Origin of the sequence: Bartonella sp. HY328 (genome assembly GCF_025449335.1) — a bacterium.
In the GTDB taxonomy this organism is placed as follows: Bacteria; Pseudomonadota; Alphaproteobacteria; order Rhizobiales; family Rhizobiaceae; genus HY038.
In genome coordinates this window covers 2,653,621-2,672,512 of sequence record NZ_CP104883.1, presented here as the reverse complement: position 1 = coordinate 2,672,512, position 18,892 = coordinate 2,653,621, and the positions used below count along the sequence as shown (strand labels likewise).

At 41.6% G+C, this 18,892-nt stretch carries 18 protein-coding genes and 1 tRNA gene; 14 read left to right on the top strand and 5 right to left on the bottom strand.

Going from position 1 to position 18,892, the window contains the following annotated elements; all coding sequences use genetic code 11:
• The first annotated feature begins 70 nt into the window (after positions 1–70).
• The 3 genes from leuD to N5852_RS11460 all read left to right on the top strand — a co-directional run bounded on the left by leuD (position 71) and on the right by N5852_RS11460 (position 2,023).
• On the top strand, positions 71–676 hold the full coding sequence (gene leuD / locus N5852_RS11470) for a 3-isopropylmalate dehydratase small subunit (RefSeq protein ID WP_262097918.1): 606 nt from the start codon (positions 71–73) through the stop codon (positions 674–676).
• 290 nt (positions 677–966) lie between these two features.
• Entirely contained in the window at positions 967–1,398 is a 432-nt protein-coding gene (locus tag N5852_RS11465) for a metallopeptidase family protein (RefSeq protein ID WP_262097917.1), read from the top strand.
• A 214-nt stretch (positions 1,399–1,612) separates the two neighbouring features.
• Positions 1,613–2,023: a TM2 domain-containing protein gene (locus N5852_RS11460; RefSeq protein ID WP_262097916.1), complete on the top strand. Its 411-nt coding sequence runs from the start codon at positions 1,613–1,615 to the stop codon at positions 2,021–2,023.
• Between the two features lie 169 nt (positions 2,024–2,192).
• Here the strand turns inward: N5852_RS11460 and N5852_RS11455 are convergent, their stop codons facing one another.
• The 5 genes from N5852_RS11455 to ruvC all read right to left on the bottom strand — a co-directional run bounded on the left by N5852_RS11455 (position 2,193) and on the right by ruvC (position 6,031).
• Positions 2,193–3,194, bottom strand: a complete 1,002-nt coding sequence (locus N5852_RS11455) for an NAD(P)H-quinone oxidoreductase (RefSeq protein ID WP_262097915.1) — start codon at positions 3,192–3,194, stop codon at positions 2,193–2,195.
• Between the two features lie 128 nt (positions 3,195–3,322).
• Positions 3,323–3,778, bottom strand: a complete 456-nt coding sequence (gene ybgC / locus N5852_RS11450) for a tol-pal system-associated acyl-CoA thioesterase (protein ID WP_262097914.1) — start codon at positions 3,776–3,778, stop codon at positions 3,323–3,325.
• A 62-nt stretch (positions 3,779–3,840) separates the two neighbouring features.
• Positions 3,841–4,890, bottom strand: coding sequence for a Holliday junction branch migration DNA helicase RuvB (gene ruvB, locus N5852_RS11445; RefSeq protein ID WP_262097913.1), 1,050 nt, complete (start codon positions 4,888–4,890; stop codon positions 3,841–3,843).
• A gap of 6 nt (positions 4,891–4,896) precedes the next feature.
• The gene (ruvA, locus tag N5852_RS11440) at positions 4,897–5,514 is read right to left on the bottom strand and encodes a Holliday junction branch migration protein RuvA (protein ID WP_262097912.1); all 618 of its coding nucleotides are present in this window, start codon (positions 5,512–5,514) and stop codon (positions 4,897–4,899) included.
• 10 nt (positions 5,515–5,524) lie between these two features.
• A complete protein-coding gene (gene ruvC / locus N5852_RS11435) occupies positions 5,525–6,031 on the bottom strand; it encodes a crossover junction endodeoxyribonuclease RuvC (protein WP_262097911.1) in 507 nt (168 codons plus the stop codon).
• A gap of 505 nt (positions 6,032–6,536) precedes the next feature.
• Between ruvC and N5852_RS11430 the strand changes: the two genes are divergently transcribed.
• The 11 genes from N5852_RS11430 to truB all read left to right on the top strand — a co-directional run bounded on the left by N5852_RS11430 (position 6,537) and on the right by truB (position 18,639).
• A tRNA-His gene (locus N5852_RS11430) sits at positions 6,537–6,613 on the top strand.
• A gap of 325 nt (positions 6,614–6,938) precedes the next feature.
• Positions 6,939–7,442: a ribosomal protein S18-alanine N-acetyltransferase gene (gene rimI / locus N5852_RS11425; protein WP_262097910.1), complete on the top strand. Its 504-nt coding sequence runs from the start codon at positions 6,939–6,941 to the stop codon at positions 7,440–7,442.
• A gap of 398 nt (positions 7,443–7,840) precedes the next feature.
• Entirely contained in the window at positions 7,841–8,299 is a 459-nt protein-coding gene (locus N5852_RS11420) for a hypothetical protein (RefSeq protein WP_262097909.1), read from the top strand.
• Between the two features lie 349 nt (positions 8,300–8,648).
• On the top strand, positions 8,649–9,434 hold the full coding sequence (locus N5852_RS11415) for a glycosyltransferase family 2 protein (RefSeq protein ID WP_262097908.1): 786 nt from the start codon (positions 8,649–8,651) through the stop codon (positions 9,432–9,434).
• A gap of 1 nt (position 9,435) precedes the next feature.
• On the top strand, positions 9,436–9,768 hold the full coding sequence (locus N5852_RS11410; protein ID WP_262097907.1) for a lipid-A-disaccharide synthase N-terminal domain-containing protein: 333 nt from the start codon (positions 9,436–9,438) through the stop codon (positions 9,766–9,768).
• A gap of 1,285 nt (positions 9,769–11,053) precedes the next feature.
• Positions 11,054–11,695: a ribosome maturation factor RimP gene (gene rimP / locus N5852_RS11405; protein ID WP_262099753.1), complete on the top strand. Its 642-nt coding sequence runs from the start codon at positions 11,054–11,056 to the stop codon at positions 11,693–11,695.
• 69 nt (positions 11,696–11,764) lie between these two features.
• Complete coding sequence (gene nusA, locus N5852_RS11400) at positions 11,765–13,411, top strand: transcription termination factor NusA (RefSeq protein ID WP_262097906.1); 1,647 nt, start codon at positions 11,765–11,767, stop codon at positions 13,409–13,411.
• A 69-nt stretch (positions 13,412–13,480) separates the two neighbouring features.
• The gene (locus N5852_RS11395; protein ID WP_262097905.1) at positions 13,481–14,122 is read left to right on the top strand and encodes an RNA-binding protein; all 642 of its coding nucleotides are present in this window, start codon (positions 13,481–13,483) and stop codon (positions 14,120–14,122) included.
• The gene (gene infB, locus N5852_RS11390) at positions 14,119–17,016 is read left to right on the top strand and encodes a translation initiation factor IF-2 (protein WP_262097904.1); all 2,898 of its coding nucleotides are present in this window, start codon (positions 14,119–14,121) and stop codon (positions 17,014–17,016) included. Before N5852_RS11395 ends, infB begins: the two co-directional genes overlap by 4 nt.
• 229 nt (positions 17,017–17,245) lie before the next feature.
• Positions 17,246–17,650, top strand: a complete 405-nt coding sequence (rbfA, locus tag N5852_RS11385; RefSeq protein WP_262097903.1) for a 30S ribosome-binding factor RbfA — start codon at positions 17,246–17,248, stop codon at positions 17,648–17,650.
• A 26-nt stretch (positions 17,651–17,676) separates the two neighbouring features.
• Complete coding sequence (gene truB / locus N5852_RS11380; RefSeq protein ID WP_262097902.1) at positions 17,677–18,639, top strand: tRNA pseudouridine(55) synthase TruB; 963 nt, start codon at positions 17,677–17,679, stop codon at positions 18,637–18,639.
• Positions 18,640–18,892 lie beyond the last annotated feature (253 nt).

The window sequence follows — 18,892 nt, the reverse complement described above, 5'->3', positions numbered from 1 at the left end:
CAAAGAATTTTGACTTGTTACTGTAAGAGTAGTAAAAGAGTTTAAAATTCCAGCCATTGAGGGTAGACATATGGAAAAATTTACAAAGCTCACTGGCGTTGCTGCTGCCTTGCCAATTGTCAATATCGACACAGATATGATCATTCCAAAGGATTATCTTAAAACGATTAAACGCACTGGGCTTGGAAAAGGTCTTTTTGCAGAGCTGCGCTATAATGAGGATGGTTCTGATAATCCTGATTTCGTGCTTAATCAACCTGCTTATCAACATGCGCAAATTCTCGTAACAGGTGATAATTTTGGCTGCGGCTCTTCGCGCGAGCATGCGCCTTGGGCACTTGCAGATTTTGGTATTCGTTGTGTTATCTCGACATCTTTTGCCGATATTTTTTACAATAACTGTTTCAAAAACGGTATTTTGCCAATTAAGGTATCGCAAGAAGAGCTAGAATCTTTGCTTGATGACGCAACACTGGGATCAAATGCAACATTAAGTGTTGATCTTGAAACGCAGGAAATTAGACGACCAGATGGCGGTGTTGTTAAATTTTCTATTGATGAATTCCGCCGTCATTGTATGCTTAATGGTCTTGATGATATTGGTTTGACTTTGCAAAAAGTGTCTGAAATTGATACCTTTGAAAAAAGTGAAGCGCAAATTCATCCCTGGGCATAGATGCGCAATATATAATTTTTTTAACAGGTACAGAACATATTGTTGTTCTGTACCTTGATTTTGTTTAGCTCTGGCTTAAATTTATCCTATACAATATCATCGTTGAAAATTATTTTTTGTATAGCTCCGTATTGGATGTCACGCTGGCGTTAATCTATACGTCATAAAAAATGTAATCTTGTTTATATTCCTCGTATTTCTTTACCGATTTGGATTAAAACTATTGGTAATTTCAAACCGACGCGATATATCAAACAAAATTGCCTGATGGGTTTGAAAGTAAGTATTATATGGCGCGTATCGACCAAAGCCGAGATTGGAAAGTAAAGCTTGCCCCGTCTCTTGGCGAACTAGATTCTCTTACAATTGAGGCTTATGCTCAATTACCGGAAAAATTCCGCGCTTTATGTGGGGATTTAATTATTAATGTAACAGATTTTCCTGAAGACCAAATTATCGAAGATATGGGGTTGGATTCGCCATTTGAATTGCTGGGTCTTTTTGAAGGCAATGGCATCGGTGAGCGGTTTAGTTTCCCAACAGGTGAACAGCAAAATCGGATGACAATTTTTCGCCGTGCGATACTCGACTATTGGTCAGAAAATCCTGAAACATTAGGCGACATTATTACACAAATTCTTATTTACGAAATTGGTAATCATTTTGGATTATCCGATAAGGATATGGAACAGGTTGAGGAAGCGGCAGAAAGCTGCTTGTAAAATAATTTATTAGCATTTACTAAAAATAATTATTTGCTATTTTATTGAAAGCTCAAAGCAATAATATTGTTTATATATTTTAGAATGATTAAAATTTGAAATTTTATTCATAGGAAATCGTCTGTAAGATTAAATTTTTATATATTATTATTGCATATGAATTGTTCTATTCGTATAAAGACTTATTATAAATTTTGACGCATAAGGAGTTACTATGCGCGGAACAATTCTTAGTTTTGAACAAAATCGCGGCATGATTTCCGGCCAAGATGGCAATCGTTATGAGTTTGTACGTCTTGATTGGGCTGGTAATTCAGAGCCTTATGCTGGTCTGCAAGTTGATTTTATTGAGCATGGTAATGAGGCGAAAAGCATTTTTCCGTTACAAACAAGTAATGCAAAATCCAAGCTCGTTTTAGCCCTTGTATGCTGGTTCTTTGGTGTTTTTGGTGTCCATCGGTTTATGGTTGGTAAAGTTGGTACCGGCATTTTGATGCTTGTTTTAACCTGTACTTTTTTTGGTTTATTTATTACTGGTATTTGGACCATAATTGATTTTATCCTAATCCTTACTGGTAATTTTACTGACAAAGATGGCAATAAGATACAGCAGGATGGTATTTAAAATAAAGGCTTATTCAATAGGCTAAGTTTACCCATAAAATCATTAATTAATATTCGAATGTAAAAAATTCTAATTTTTATACTGATAGAATACAGTGTAAATGTGCAGTGTTTTCGAATGAAAAACGCCGATTTGAAATTTCAAATCGGCGTTTTATTTTATGTATTAATTAATCTTCAATAATTTTTAAAACAATTTTACCGATATGGCTGCTTTCTTCCATAAGGCTGTGGGCACTTGCTGCTTTGCTTAGCGGAAAGACTGCATCAATTAATGGTTTGATTGCTCCTGTTGCCAATAAAGGTAGGACATGGGTTTCTAATTCACGGGCAATTGCTGCTTTAAAGGGTATTTCGCGAGCACGCAAAGTTGAGCCTGTATGAATCAATCGCTTTCGCATAAGATCATTGAGATTAATAGTTGCCTTATGGCCATTTAAAAACGCAATCTGCACAATGCGCCCTTCAATGGCAGCAACCTTATAATTACGCTCGGTATAGTCACCGCCAACCATATCAAGAATAAGATTAACGCCCTTTTTTTCCGTAATGCGATTTATTTCTGTGACAAAATCTTGTTCTTTATAATTTATTGCATGGTCTGCACCAAGCGTAAGGCAGGCATCACATTTTTGCTTGGATCCTGCGGTGATAATGACTGTTGCACCAAAGGCTTTGCCAAGTTGTATGGCCGTTGTGCCGATGCCCGAGCTGCCACCATGAATAAGCAATGTCTCACCATTTTTAAGGCCGCCGCGATCAAACACATTGCTCCAAACAGTGAAGAATGTTTCAGGAATTGCAGCAGCTGTGACATAGTCCATGTGGTCTGCCATTGGCAAGGCCATAGTTTCATCAACGGTGGCATATTGCGCATAGCCACCACCGGCAATAAGTGCAAAAACACGTGCCCCCAATTTAAAGCGCTTTGCCTCATTACCCATGGCGACCACCTCGCCAGCAATTTCAAGCCCGGGCAGGGGGGAAGCACCATCAGGGGCAGGATAAACGCCCATACGCTGCGCAACATCGGGGCGATTAACGCCAGCAGCATGAATTTTTACCAATATTTCATTGGCCTTAGGTTTGGGGATGGGAACTTCACAAGGCTTTAATACAGACGGATCGCCAAAAGCACTGATTTCAATAGCAGTCATCTTTTCTGGTAACATCACAGAATCCTTTTAATTTTTTGGCATCCATAATGCCATTCTTTAGGACATTTAACAGTGTATCTTGTGGTATAAACAACGGCAACGTCAGCCTTAGGGAGGCTATTAGCTCAATAAATAGATCAAGTTTATTGAAAGCGCTCTATCCATGCAAGGGGTAAGCGGCGAGGGCGGCCATTAGCATTGATAATTGCTGCCTCCACCTCGGCGCCAACCAATAATTTATCACCGCGTAAAATTCGCTGCTGCATTTTAACCCGTGCCGCACTTACATGGCTGATTGTGGTTTCAACACATAAAACATCGTCGATTTTAGCAGGTGAGGCAAAATCAAGCGACATGCGGCGCACAATCCAAGCCACTGCTTCATTGGGGCCAGCTTCTGCCATGATGTGATGGTGAATATCAGAAAGGCGTAAAAATTCCGTGCGGCCGCGCTCAAAAAACTCAAGATAGCGCCCATGATAGACGACGCCTGAAAAATCGGTATCTGCATAATAAACCCGCACCATTAGCTGATGAATACCGTCTTTAATTTCGCCGCAAAAGGCAATATTTTTTTGAGTGTCGCTGATATCTATCATAGTTATTTCTCTTTTTGTTTTTGCGGTTCTATTGCGTTTTTGACGGATGACGTAAAGCAGGGTTAATTGCTTTCTTCATCATCAAAAAGTCCAATTTGAGCAGCGCCAATCATATTTTCAGGCGCGCGCAGACCCAAATGCCGCCATGCATTTTGCGTCAACACACGGCCACGCGGTGTGCGCTGGATAAAGCCTTGTTGGATTAGGTAAGGTTCGATAATATCTTCAATAGCATCGCGCGGCTCTGATAATCCTGCGGCAATGGTTTCAATACCTACGGGGCCGCCGCCGAAATTTTGGGCAATCATAAATAGGTAGCGGCGGTCGAGTTGGTCTAACCCAAGATTATCAACCTCGAGCCTCGATAAGGATTCATCGGCAATTTTACTATCAATAATATTGGTTTTTGCCACCAAGGCAAAATCACGCACGCGGCGCAATAATCGGCCAGCAATACGCGGCGTGCCACGAGCGCGGCGGGCAATTTCGCGGGCACCATCATCGCTAATTTGCATACTCATAATACGGGCACCACGCCGTACTATGAGTTCCAATTCATCCACCGTATAGAAGTTAAGACGTACTGGAATACCAAAGCGGTCACGCAGTGGCGTAGTGAGCAGGCCAAGACGGGTGGTGGCGGCAACAAGAGTAAAGCGTGCTAAGTCAATTTTGACCGAGCGTGCGGCTGGTCCTTCACCAATGATAAGATCCAGCTGGAAATCTTCCATCGCAGGATACAGAATTTCTTCAACCGCTGGGCTTAAACGATGTATTTCGTCAATAAACAATACATCTCGTTCTTCTAAATTGGTTAACAGCGCAGCAAGATCGCCAGCCTTAGCGATAACAGGACCCGAGGTTGAACGAAAATTAACGCCTAATTCCTTTGCCATGATTTGTGCAAGGGTGGTTTTACCAAGACCGGGAGGGCCAACAAATAAAACATGATCCAATGCTTCATTGCGCACCTTCGCGGCTTCAATAAAAATCTTAAGATTAGCGCGCGCTGCAGCTTGACCAACAAAATCATCAAGGGTTTGCGGGCGTAAACTTGTATCTGCATCTTCACCGCGTTTATCGGCTGCAATCAATCTATCGGGCTTTTCCATATTTATTTACCTTGATAATTCCTTAAGCCCAAGCCGGATTAGGGTGGCAGACGGAGCTTCTTCTCCAGCTTGCTTCAAGGCGCTTGCGATGGCATTGGCTGCCTGCTCGCGTGAATAGCCAAGATTAGTAAGTGCCGAAACAGCATCAGCAACAAAGGAGGGGGCACTTGCATTGCCAATATCTTCAAGCATGCCAAAATTTTCATTGCTAATGGTTGAAAAAGCTGGTGCTTTGCCTTGTAATTCAGTAATCATACGCTCTGCTACTTTTTTGCCAACCCCGGGGGCGCGTGAAATCATCGCAATGTCGCGCAGGGCAATAGCGTTGGCAAGTTCGCCAGCACTCAAGGTTGCAATAACTGCAAGGGCAACTTTTGCACCAACGCCTTGCACATTTTGCAAAATTTTAAACCATTCCTGATCAAGCTTGGTGGTAAAACCATAAAGACGAATAAAATCTTCACGTACATGGGTTTCAATAAAAAGCGTTACCGCTTCCCCTAACGAGCCTAAGGTCGCCAGCGTGCGGTTAGATAAAAAGACAACATAGCCCACACCATGGACATCAAGAATGATATGATCATCGCCAATGTCGTCAATAATACCTTTTAGCTTACCAATCATATGTTCACCTTTATGCACTTACCCGCATGCGGTCTTTTAATGCCAATGTTTGGCGATTATGGGAATGACAAATAGCAATTGCCAAGGCATCTGCCGCATCGCTGGAATCGAAGGTTGCGCGGGGCATTAAAACCTTTACCATCATGTGGATTTGCTGTTTTTCGCCATGACCAACACCAATTACTGCCTTTTTAACAGCATTAGGCGCATATTCACTAACAGGCAAGCCATAAAGAGCAGGCACCAGCATGGCAATGCCGCGTGCTTGACCCAATTTGAGTGTTGCGGTTGCATCCTTATTAACAAAAGTATGCTCAACCGCGGCTTCATTCGGCACAAATTTGCGCAATACCTCATATAAACCATCATGCAATTGGCAAAGCCTTGAAGCAAGATCACTTTTATCATTAGATTTAACCGTGCCAGCACTAATGAAACTAAGCTTATTGCCTTCACTTTCAATTATGCCCCAGCCGGTATTGCGTAAACCTGGATCTATGCCAACAATTCGAATCATTTTTAAACCATGCCTTTATCTGCTCTTTGTATAGCATGGTAATCATAATAAGTGAACAAAAGGGAAACGAAAAGATGCTTAGTTAAAAAATGTCACCCTAAAGTTTAAGTTATGGATCTGAAATATGATTTTAGTTCTATGTAATATATCTATTTAAAGGCTTCGTTCTTAAATTTTGTTGATTGGGTTCTGTTCGCGTATAATCAAAACAAGCATTATTTAAAGTAGTTGGTTATATTGCTGCTATATCATTTGAAGTAGGTGATCCTAAGTCGTCCTTATAAAAAGACATTGCTACGCATTATTATATCGATTCTTTACAATTTTACTGACTAAGTTTAAAGACTTTTGTTGCTGTTTTAAAAGGCTTATATGCATAAATTTCCCATCAAGGTGCCGCCAATCTTTATATTTTTAACAGGATATTTAAAAAAAATAGAATAAAGCTCTTGCAAATGAGTGTGAATTTACGTATGTCACGCAAACAGAATTTAATATTCTTTGTGCGGTTGTAGCTCAGTTGGTTAGAGCGCTGGTTTGTGGCACCAGAGGTCGTAGGTTCAACTCCTATCAACCGTACCACTTATTTTTCCTTTAAAATACATTTTAACTATTGCTTTATGAGCAATTTTTATTGTCCAGTGTATAATGCTTTGACTTTATTGCATAATTATATATTGGCTAGTTTATTTGATCGACTTAATATCGCGCCTGTAAAGTGTTTGAAGCGCTAATAGAGCGATATAGGCTTGCATATTTTACAAAAATTTAAAGCCAGTATTCAATAGGATGCAAATTATATACAATTATGATATGAAGCGCAAATTCATAGATTTGGATAAAGGGTGATTTATTCAAATGCATTTTTGAGTTGGCATATATTAGTAAAATTTGATTTAGGACGAGCATGACCAGATTACCCTTTATGAGACGCAATATGGCCATCGCCCCTTTAATTCTCGACGATGTGGAGGCTTTGCATCGTTTGCATGCAGGTTCATTTTTTGAGACTTGGGATGAAAATGCTTTTTACAATTTTTTGCAAGATAGCACTATTTTTGGCTTATCCGCCCGTCCTATAAAGCAGCCTGATAATATGGTAGCCTTTGTATTGGCACGACTTGTTGCGGATGAGGCTGAAATTTTATCAATTGCCGTAGATAAAGATCATCGCGGTGATGGCGTTGGGCGAAAGCTTATGCATGCTTTGTTACGTCATTTTTATCACCACCGCATTGAAAGTGCTTTTTTAGAGGTTGACGAAAACAACATTGCTGCAATAACACTTTATAAAAGATTTGGTTTTGAAGAAGTAGGCAGACGCGCAGGCTATTATCGCTCACCCGATGGTCGTAGTGATGCGCTTATCTTGCGGCGTAAATTAATTTATTCGCTGGCAGAAACACCCTAAAAAGCATAATTTCTTAAAAAGTTTAATCATGGGAATAACCACTTTAAACCGGGTGCGGATATTTCCGTCACCCGGTTTTCCCCTCTGATGCGGTGAAAGAAAAAGTCTCTCACCTTCAGATTTACAAAAATGAATAGGATTTAAAACGGCGTTTAAAATTACAATTATTCGCCAGACGTGAAAGTGTAAATCCTAAAACTGTTATGGATTTGAATTTGCTAATTACATCACATAGTGTCGCAATTTTTTTTGTTCGGCAAGTATTTTTTCATATTTTTTTGCGTTTGCTTGATTTTTTTTCAATTTAACAATTTTCTCAGAAAATCTGTAGTGAGCTCGCAACTCTTTGTTTATAATAGCTATAAAATTTAACCAAATGGATTTAAACTGCAATTAACATGGATGATTTTAAACTAGTTGACGTTAAGGACGCAGTGCTTCTCATACCTTATGGTGTAAAAATTCCACTTTCGCTGAGCAATTTTACAACGTGTTTTTATGCGCTAAGCAAGAGCGAAATTCTACACGAAGATCTTCCTGAAAATAATGGCGTTTGTATTTATGCGCCTGGCCTTATCGGCACATGGTTAAGTGCAATGCCACATTTGAAAATCCCACCTGCGGCCAAAATATTTGTTGATAAAGCTGCTATTTTTAGCAAGTTGAGCAAAAGCCTAATTAGATACCATCTCTTATATGAAAAATTTCGTTTGGGCTCAGATGTCCCCAGCCCATTTTTAACGCGCCTTTCCAATCAACAAGGGCATTATAATATGATTAAAAATCTTACTATTGGTGAGTGGTTACAGTGCTTCACCGCGCAAAAAACAGATGATGATCAAATAATTATCATATGATATTGAGGTGGTTTTGTTGGCTCGACCAGTGAAAAATGGCTGAAAACATCAATTGTTGCTAAAAAAACTTTACAAATCGAAGAAATGCTGAAAAAAGACGCCTATAGCCAAGATGGAACTGTTTTTACCAATGCAGCTCAGCTTATGATAATATGTAAAATATGCGTCTTGTTATAATATTGGAGTGCAAAATCGCTAGGTTAAAAGATAACTGCCATAAGCAAAAGATTGGATTAAAAGTTATTCTTTACCAAATTGTGCTTTATAGATGCTTATAAATTTATTTAACCCAATGCATTAGGCCAGATAGAATTCGTGGCTTTATGCTATAAAGTCAAGGATAATATCTTTGCCAGATAAGAAAATTTCTGTTGTCATACCTTGCCGTAATGAAGCTGAAAACCTAGGTTTTTTATTAGACGAAATTGACACTGCAATGACTGGGCGCAACTATGAAGTGCTGGTGGTCGATGATGGTTCCACTGATGCAACAGCAAAGCTTTTGGCCTCGCGTATGGAGGACGGAAAACCTCTGCGCCATATTCGCCATGATCGCTCATCTGGGCAAAGCTGTGCGCTTCGTTCAGGTGTTTATGCTGCATCAGGCAGTATTATTGTTAGCCTCGACGGTGATGGGCAAAATGACCCAGTTTACTTACCGCAACTTGTTGATAAGCTCATTGCTGGTGGTGAAAGCTTGGGTTTGGTGGCAGGGCAAAGGTTGAAGCGCACCGACACAAAGTTAAAGCAATTTTCGTCACGTATGGCCAATGGTTTGCGCCAAGCTATATTGAAGGACAACACGCGCGATTCTGGCTGCGGGTTAAAAGCAGTACGTGCTGATATTTTCAAAAAACTACCTTACTTTAATGGTTGGCATCGCTATTTGCCCGCCCTTGTTCTGCGTGAAGGCTATCAAGTTGGACATCTTGATGTTATTGATCGCGAGCGGGTGCACGGCAAGTCAAATTATGGCATTTTGGATCGCGCCTTAGTTGGTGTTCTTGATCTGTTTGGAGTATGGTGGCTACGCCGTAGATTTAAAATTGTACCAAAGGTTAGCGAAATAAAGTTAAACCCAGCGACAAAATTAGATGAAGCCCCCAAATTAGACGAAGTCAAAGGGAATAACTAAAATGTTTAATGCACTTGGCGATTGGTTCCATGAAGTTTTTGTGGCGCAAATGGATTGGTGGGCAGTAATAGGCTATTGTGGACAGCTTATGTTTACCATGCGTTTTGTTGTGCAATGGTTGGCATCAGAACGAGCGAAGCGATCAATAGTGCCGGTTGCATTTTGGTTCTTTTCGCTTGGCGGTGGTCTAATCTTATTTGTTTACGCCATAAGCCGTAAAGAGCCAGTGTTCATTTTAGGGCAGGGCGCAGGCTTATTTATCTATATTCGAAATCTTTGGCTTATTTTTAATGAGCGGCGTCATAATAAAATGCAGGCGATAAAAAATCAATAGGCATTGATCTTGAGTACTGCCAAAAAATTGGTTTTGATTTTTATAAATATTATCGATCTAATTGGTTAGAATTATGTCACGGAACCAACAGGATACCTGGCCGTTCGGGGTGACAAACCAGATATCCTGTGCTGTTCCTGTGCTAAGAACAAGCAGTCATTTTATCTGCATACCCAATTCAAATATGTTGAATTAAATACAGCTGAATAAAATGAGGAGCAAGGTATTTAGCTTCAAGCGGGGGGCGTTAAGCCAAACACCTTGCTATTGCAGAGTTTTACCTCTGCAACATAAAAATTCTTATGATATATTTCGGTATTATCAAATAAAAGTTATATTATAAAAATATACTAATGTCATTAATTAAAATATGCTTATCCTAGGCTGTGTTAAGTTTTATTTGGATTCCTTACGATAGTCCGTGTGGGGCTGTGATAGTAGGGCGTGACGCTTTCGCTGTTTTTATTGCCTTAGCAATTGCATTAATTTGGTTGCCTTGCAAAAAAATATCAATTGATACCATTTAAAAACCCTCAACCTTATATAAGCTGCTGCTTTGCGTTTGGTGTTTTGCATGCGCTGTGCTTATAAGTTGTCTTCAGTTGTCTCGTTGTCTGTATCTCTAGTTTGTTTACCCAAAAAAATGGTTGATTGAAAAGTCACATGTTTCTAATTTAAGGTAAAGCGAGCTAAGATATTGCTTCCCATGCAATAAAACGGGAAGCCATAGACGCTCGCATGCAGGGTTAAAATTAACCACGCTTTAATTTATATTTTACTGGTACGAGTTGTCAGGAGGTAGACAACAGCCAATATATTAAACATCTTGGTAAGATAATGGTGCTGGAAAAAATTGGACTGGATTAACGGCTTAATTGTATGGCATCTAAGGAACTCACCAAAAGTTATGACAATTATCGCGGTTAAAATAGTGAGGTAATTGGAAAGAAATATGTGGTGTTTCGCGCTTATCACTTATCCCCCCTTGAAATAAAGAGGGAAATAGAGTACATAAGGATAAATTCTTGATCACGTTGACAAGGGTGGGCCATCTTGGACCCGCTCTTTTTTGTTACCTAAATCAAGGTAAGAGAGTATTTTGTTTAGCTTTTAAATCATTAAATTTGTGAATCTAAAGCTTGATGAATGAAATCTTATATTTTTGAAATATTACTGTTTTAAAAAGCTTTAAGCTTTTTAACGGAACATCTTGATACAGGACTTATTGATGACAAATAATACCAGTGACATGGTAAATGATCACAGTGATGAACAGGACAATAATATGCCTGTGAGTGATATAAATGAACCTCGTTTGTTTGAAGAAATTGGGGTTGAAGCACGTGTTAATGCTGTTATTGCACCAGTTTTGAAGCCACTTGGCTATCGTATCGTTCGTATTAATCTTTCAGGCCTTAATGGTCTTACTTTGCAAATTATGGTAGAGCGCGCCGATGGCACAATGACCATTGATGATTGCGAAATTGTTAGTCGTACGGTTTCTCCTGTACTTGATGTTGAAGATGTTATTGAACGTAAATACCATTTAGAAGTTTCATCCCCTGGTATTGATCGTGCGCTCGTGCGTAAATCCGATTTTGTTAATTGGCGTGGACATATTGCTAAAGTTGAGACCAGTGAAATGGTTGATGGGCGCCGCAAATTCCGTGGTCATATCGAATCAGTGGATAGTGATGGCTTTACTATAAGAACAGACAAGGCCGCCTATGGTGAAGCATTGTCGGTTAAAATTGGTTTTAATCTTTTAAGTGATGCAAGACTTATATTGACAGATGATCTTATTCGCGATGCTTTGCGTAAAGATAAGGCTTTGCGTCAATCGCTTATTCCTGAAGATGAATTGGGTGGCGATGATGTGGCAGATAAAGAAAATGCTGACGGCAAGGATGCTTCCAAGCAGTCTTAAAAAGCAAAATGACGTAAATTGCCTCGCTTTGTTGGGGGCGTTGCGACAACCAGATAAGGAGAGAACCCGATGGCTGTGAGTGCTAACAGACTTGAACTTCTGCAAATTGCGGATGCTGTCGCTCGTGAAAAGTCTATCGATCGTGAAATTGTAATTGCTGCTATGGCCGATGCTATTCAAAAGGCTGCGCGTTCACGGTTCGGGCAAGAAACAAATATTCGCGCCGAGATTAACTCGAAATCGGGTGAAATCAAGTTGCAGCGTTTGCTTGAAGTCGTTGATAGGGTTGATGATTTTGTAACGCAAATTTCATTGAAAGATGCGCAAAAAGTTAAGGCTGATGCAAAGCTCGGCGAGTTTTTATCCGATCCTCTGCCTCCTATGGATTTTGGTCGTATTGCAGCTCAGTCTGCAAAACAAGTTATCGTACAAAAGGTGCGCGAAGCTGAACGCGATCATCAATATGAAGAATATAAGGACAAAATCGGCGAGATTATTTCTGGTTCAGTTAAGCGCGTTGAGTATGGCAATGTGATTGTTGATCTTGGTCGTGGCGAAGCTATTTTGCGTCGTGATGAGCTTATTCCGCGTGAATCCTTCCGTTATGGTGATCGTATTCGTGCATTTGTGCATGATGTGCGCCGCGAGCAACGTGGTCCGCAGGTATTCTTATCCCGTACCCATCCACAATTCATGGCCAAATTATTCACCATGGAAGTACCTGAAATTTACGATGGTATTATCGAGATTAAATCAGTTGCTCGTGATCCAGGTTCACGCGCTAAAATTGCCGTTGTGTCTCGTGATGCTTCAATTGATCCAGTTGGTGCTTGCGTTGGTATGCGTGGTAGTCGTGTGCAAGCGGTTGTTACTGAGTTGCAAGGTGAAAAAGTTGACATTATACCTTGGTCACCAGAGCCAGCTTCTTTTATCGTTAACGCGTTGCAGCCAGCAGAAGTTGCAAAGGTTGTACTTGATGAAGAATCAGAACGCATCGAAGTTGTTGTGCCAAGCGATCAGCTTAGTCTTGCAATTGGTCGTCGCGGTCAAAATGTACGTCTTGCCTCGCAGCTTACCGGCTGGGATATTGATATCTTAACCGAGAAGGAAGAGTCTGAACGGCGCCAAAAAGAATTTAACACGCGCTCCAATCTGTTTATGGAAGCGCTTGATGTTGATGAAATGGTCGCACAGGTTCTTGCTTCTGAAGGTTTTGAATCGATAGAAGAAATTGCTTATGTTGATGCTGATGAAGTAAGCTCAATTGAAGGTTTTGACGAAGATACTGCAGTTGAAATTCAACAACGTGCGCGTGATTATCTTGAGCGTATTGAGTCAGAGCTTGATGCAAAACGTCAAGAGCTTGGCGTCAGTGATGATTTGCGTGAAATTCCCAATATGACAACCGCAATGATGGTTGCTGTTGGTGAAGACGATGTTAAGACTGTTGAGGATTTTGCTGGTTATGCGGCAGATGATCTTGTTGGCTGGCGTGAACGTAAGGGCAATGAAACGGTCAATTATCCAGGTGTTTTCTCTAATTTTGAGGTAAGTCGCACTGAGGCTGAGCAAATGATTGTTGCTGCTCGCGTCATGGTTGGTTGGCTAACAGAAGAAGAAATTGCCGCCGAAGTTGGTGACGAAGAAGCGATCTCAGAAGAAGCTGAACATGAAGCTGAAGGCGATGAAAATTTACAGTCGGCGGATAAAGAATAGCTTGAGTGAATGATGTTTTAAGCGATAGGGTGAAAACCCTATCGATAAATAAGGGAAATTATAATATTTATGAATGACCGAACTTGTATAGTTACAAGAGAAAGCGGATCCAACGCAAATATGATTCGCTTTGTAAGCGGTTTAAATGGTATTGTTGTTCCCGATATCAAGGGCAATTTGCCAGGGCGTGGTGCATGGGTTTTAGCTTCACGCGCTACTCTTGAAGAAGCGATGCGACGCAAAGCATTTTCAAGAGCATTTAAAAAAGATGTTGTGGTTGAAGAAACCTTGGCGGATTTGGTAGATGAATTATTAAAAAAGGCAGTTCTTGGTAGTTTCGCAGTAAGCCGACGTGGCGGCTGCATAGTAAGTGGTGCGATGAAAGTCGATAGTGCCATTCGTTCTGGAAATGCCACATTAATATTGCATGCACAAGATGCAGCAGAAGATGGAAAGCGGAAAATTGCGCAGGCAATTTTTGCAGCTGAAAGACAAGGATTGGGTGCCGTGCCGGTAGTGGATATTCTCTCCGGCGATGAAATGAGTTTAGCTTTTGGTGGTAATAATGTGATGCATGCTGCAGTCTTAAAAGGCATGGCAGCGAAGGGGTTCATGGAAAAAGTGCGAAAATTGCTGCTTTATCGCGGCGATAGCCTGATGAACTGGGACGATAAAACGGCAGATGTCGCGAAGGAAGCGGAAACGGAATGACCGATAAAAAAGATGATGATCAGGGCCAAGTTGGCTCAAACAAAAAAACACTGACGCTTAAGCGTACTGGTGTCGAACATAGTACGGTCAAGCAAAACTTCAGCCACGGCCGTACGAAAGCTGTTGTTGTTGAAACTAAACGGCGTAAGGTTACACGCCCTGATGAACGCCCCGAAAGCGTAACACAGGTTGTAGCTAAGCCGCATATTGCACCGCGGCCTAAGCCAGCGATTGAAACTGCGGCCCCTCAACGTGGTAAGCAAAAAGCTAATACGCTTTCTACAGCTGAAATGTCAGCACGTACGCGCGCTTTAGAAGGCGCACGTATCCGAGCTGAAGAAGAGCGCATCCAAGCTGAGGCTGATGCTAAAAGACGCGCATTGGAAAATGCTGAGCTTGAGCGTAAAGCTGCGGAAGAAGCAAAACTAAAGGCCGCAGAAGAAGCTAAGCAAAAGGCTGAAGAAGCCGCTCGTAAGGCTGCAGAAGAAGCAAAAGCTCCTGTTGTTAAGGCGGAAGCTGCTAAGCCGCAGCCTAAAAATGATATAGCTCGGACAGAGCAGCCAAGAAACGCCCAAGGTCGCAATAATGATCGTGACCGCAGTGGAGATCGTGGTAATGATCGCAATAGTGATCGTTCTGGACAACGTCGTGGCGGTAATGGTCCTCAGGGCAATGCATCGCAAGGCCGCGGTAACGATAATGCACGTGGTGGCAACACTCCAAATCGCCATACGCCACCACAAGCGCGTGAAGGCGGTATTGCACGTATTGGTCGTGATGGTGCTCGTATTAAAGAAGGTGCGCCGCAGGCTCGTAATCGCGTAGTTGATGATAATGCCTCTACCGTTATCGATCCAATTCTTACACCAAAAGCGCGTACCCAACCGGTAAAACGTGTTGAAGTTGATGAAGATGATCGTCGTAATGGCGTGAAACGTGGTGCAGCACCTAGTAAGGTGGAAGCCGCTCGCACACCGAAAGTTGTTAAAGGTGCGGATGAACGTCGTCGTGGTAAGCTTACACTTACATCCAATCTTGAAGATGTTGGTCAAACACGCGGCCGTTCGATGGCAGCAATGCGTCGCCGTCAAGAAAAATTCAAGCGTTCGCAAACCCAAGAGGTTCGTGAAAAGATCTCGCGCGAAGTTGTTTTGCCAGAGACTATTACACTTCAGGAGCTTGCCCAACGTATGGCAGAGCGTTCAGTTGATGTTATCAAGTTCTTGATGAAACAAGGGCAGATGATGAAGCCGGGCGATGTTATTGATGCAGATACTGCTGAGTTAATCGCATCAGAATTTGGCCATACGGTTAAGCGCGTGTCGGAATCTGATGTTGAAGAAGGTATCTTCAATATGGCAGATGATGCAAGCAAGTTTGAATCAAGGCCGCCAGTTGTAACGATTATGGGTCACGTTGATCATGGTAAAACGTCGCTACTTGATGCTATTCGTAATGCTAATGTGGTTTCAGGCGAAGCTGGTGGTATTACCCAGCATATTGGTGCTTATCAGGTTGAAAAGAACGGCCATAAAATTACCTTTATTGATACACCTGGTCACGCTGCCTTTACAGCGATGCGTGCCCGTGGTGCGCAAGCCACTGATATTGCAATTCTAGTTGTTGCAGCCGATGATAGTGTTATGCCGCAAACGATTGAATCTATCAATCATGCGAAAGCTGCTGGCGTTCCAATTATTGTTGCTATCAATAAGATTGATAAGCCAGAGGCAGATGCACAAAAAGTGCGTATGGCATTGCTTCAACACGACGTTTTTGTTGAAAGTTTGGGCGGTGAAGTATTGGAAGTTGAAGTTTCTGCAAAAGCTGGAACCAATCTTGACAAACTACTTGATGCCATTCTTTTACAAGCTGAAGTGCTTGATCTTAAAGCTGATCCTGAACGTACCGCTGAAGGTGTGGTTATTGAAGCCAAGCTTGATCGTGGTCGTGGTCCTGTTGCCACGGTTCTTGTACAAAAAGGTTCACTGCACCCCGGCGATATATTTGTTGCTGGTGATGTTTGGGGACGCGTTCGCGCGCTCGTAAACGAACGCGGTGAACATATGAAAGAAGCAGGTCCCTCAACTCCGGTTGAAGTGCTTGGCATGCAGGGTACACCTCAAGCTGGTGATCGGTTTGCTGTGGTTCAAAATGAAGCGCAAGCACGCGAGATTTCTGAATATCGTCAACGCTTGTCACGCGATAAGGCCGTTGCAAAACAGGCTGGTTCACGTGGATCGCTTGAGCAGATGATGAACCAATTGCAAACAACTGGCATCAAGGACTTCCCATTGGTTATCAAGGGCGATGTTCAAGGCTCGATTGAAGCAATTGTAAGTTCGCTTGAAAAACTTGGTACCGATGAAGTACGTGCTCGCATTGTCCATTCGGGGGCTGGTGGTATCACTGAAAGCGATGTGGCTCTTGCTGTTGCTTCCAATGCTGCGATTTTTGGTTTCAATGTGCGTGCCAATAAGCAAGCGCGTGATGCTGCTGAAAGCCAAGGTATTGAAATTCGCTACTATAATATCATTTACGATCTCGTTGATGATGTTAAATCAGCAATGTCTGGTATGCTTTCACCAGAACGCCGCGAAACCTTTATTGGTAATGCTGAAATTCGTGAAGTCTTCAATATCACCAAGGTTGGTAAGGTTGCAGGCTGTCTTGTTACTGATGGTAAAGTTGAACGTGGTGCCGGTGTACGCCTTATTCGTGATAATGTTGTTATTCATGAAGGCAAGCTTAAGACCCTTAAGCGCTTCAAAGATGAAGTCAGCGAAGTTAATATGGGCCAAGAGTGTGGTATGGCCTTTGAAAATTACGAAGACATTCGCGCCGGTGATACAATTGAAGCGTTCCGCGTCGAGCATATCACCCGTACCTTGTAAGATATAAAAATATATATGGCATGTTGGAATATTGTCCTGTTGCCATATGTAATAATTTATAAACAGCAATAAGTTACAATAAAATAGGGAGCGCTTTGCATTTATTATGATGTAAAGCGCTTTTATTTCATTTAAATTAATAGGTCCTGACTCTCGTCTCTGGGCAAATTTAAAATCAAAAATGCTATTACAGCTCGTGGTTTTAATGAGCTGGTTGAAAGGTAATGCAATGAAACATTCTGGGCCCACACAGCGCCAGCTTCGTGTTGGTGAAGAGGTTCGTCATGCTGTAGCTCAATTTTTACAACGTGGAGAGTTAAGTGATCCATTTTTGGAAAAAGTGGTTCTTTCTGTTTGCGAAGTGCGGATGTCGCCGGATTTAAAAATTGCCACATGCTATGTTGCACCTCTTGGCGATGTTGACGGTGACGCTGTCGTTAAGCAATTAAATTCACATGTGCGCTTTATTCGTGGCGAGTTATCACGTATTTTGCGGCAAATGAAATATATGCCGCAATTTCGCTTTAGACTTGATACAAGTTTTGATAATTTTTCTAAAATTGATGCTTTATTGCGCTCTCCAGAAGTGATGCGCGATTTACACCAAGATGACGACGAAGAAGATAATAAATAATAAATTTGGCATAGGATAATAATTTAATGGCACGCCAGCGTAAAAGAAAAGGTCGGCCGGTTTCCGGTTGGGTAATTTTAGACAAGCCAAAAGGTATGGGATCAACTGAGGCGGTTTCAAAAATAAAATGGTTGTTTAGCGCCGAAAAGGCCGGTCATGCTGGTACGCTTGATCCATTGGCATCAGGTCTGTTGCCAATTGCTTTGGGTGAAGCCACTAAAACTGTGCCTTATGTCATGGAAGGTACCAAGGTCTACCAATTTGCTGTTGCTTGGGGAGCCGAGCGTAATACCGATGATCTTGAGGGTGAAGTTACTAAAACAAGTGATAAACGCCCAACTCGCGAAGAAATTGAAGCAATATTACCTCATTACACCGGCGTAATTTTGCAAACACCACCACAATTTTCTGCTATTAAAATTGATGGAAATCGTGCCTATGATTTGGCGCGTGATGGTGAAAGTGTCGAAATACCAGCCCGTGAAGTTGAAATAGATGCTATTTCTATTTTAGAAATGAATGAAGATGGTTCATCTCTGTTTGAAATTGAATGTGGCAAAGGTACTTACGTGCGCTCATTGGCGCGTGATATGGGGCGTGAACTTGGTTGCTATGGTCATATTGCTGAATTGCGCCGTATTGAAGTTGCGCCTTTCACTGATGAAGATTTTGTAACCTTGGAAGAGCTTGAAGCAGCTTGCCCGCCAAAGCCGGAACCAAGGGAAGAAGGCGAACCATTCCAGCGCCGTGATTTTTCAGCCATTGATAGCCTTTTAATTGAAACTGGTGCTGCACTAGATTGTTTGCCGCAATATGCTATTGGTGAAGACCAAGCACAGCGTATACGCACCGGCAATCCAATTATTTTACGTGGTCGTGAAGCAATTTTTGAAACAGATGAAGCTTGTGTTACTTTTAAAGGTAAGGTGCTCGCAATTGGTGCTATAGCACAAGGCAAATTCCAGCCAAAGCGTGTTTTTACGATTTAAAAGGTTTCATTTTTTAAATGTTAAAATCCCAAAACTTATGAGTAAGTTTTGGGATTTTTATTTAGATGCGCATTTATCTTATGCCTCATAAAAATTATTGGGCTGTTCTACAACCGTGAGGCTACAAAGTCGAAAATATTATTTTGCCCAGTTTGAATAGAATACCTCTGAAAATTTGAAACCATGTTTGTTTTTTGAGGTGTTGCCAAAAATGCAGGGTTGAATTTGGTTGATAGCCTATTTGGCATGATTG